General features: G+C 34.1%; 1 protein-coding gene. It reads right to left on the bottom strand.

The genetic code is table 11. The features are described from left to right. Nucleotides 1-473, bottom strand: a 473-nt coding sequence (locus A3763_RS17665) for a hypothetical protein (protein ID WP_197482954.1), incomplete at its 3' end; no start/stop codon positions are given. Between the last annotated feature and the right edge of the window lie 19 nt (nt 474-492).

Genomic DNA, 492 nt, shown 5'->3' with positions numbered 1-492 from the left:
TTAATTGTCTTACGTTTTAATTTTCCTGTATTAGATGACGGTATTGTTGTGATACCGTCTACGTCTTCATAATCAAAATCATATTCGCTTTCATCTGAAACTTTAAAACCATTAGCTGGAATGCTTTTCTTAAACCCGTACATAATATACGTTTTTTGTCTTACGAAACGAGCAATTTGACTAACACCTTCCAAATCCCAATCACCAAGTTGGTCTCCCATTGTGATTCCTTTAGCTTGACCTAAAATAACCATGGAGTCTGTATCACAATATAAGAATCGATCCCAATTTTCATGAATGGACTCCACCAAATTACGTCTAGCATAAGCTGTAATATAAGCCCCTAATGGTACATAGCCAGTATTCAACTTATACTCAGAAGTCTCGAATTTAATTACATCGCCATTTAATACTGGAATTGCTGAATCCCGTAAAATCTTTTGAGCAAATTTACCATATAGGTTGTTTAACATCAATTTACTCAACAAATAC

Source organism: Oleiphilus sp. HI0128 (assembly GCF_001635365.1).
Note: the sequence above shows the minus strand (reverse complement) of the source record. Positions and strands in the feature narration are given on the sequence as shown.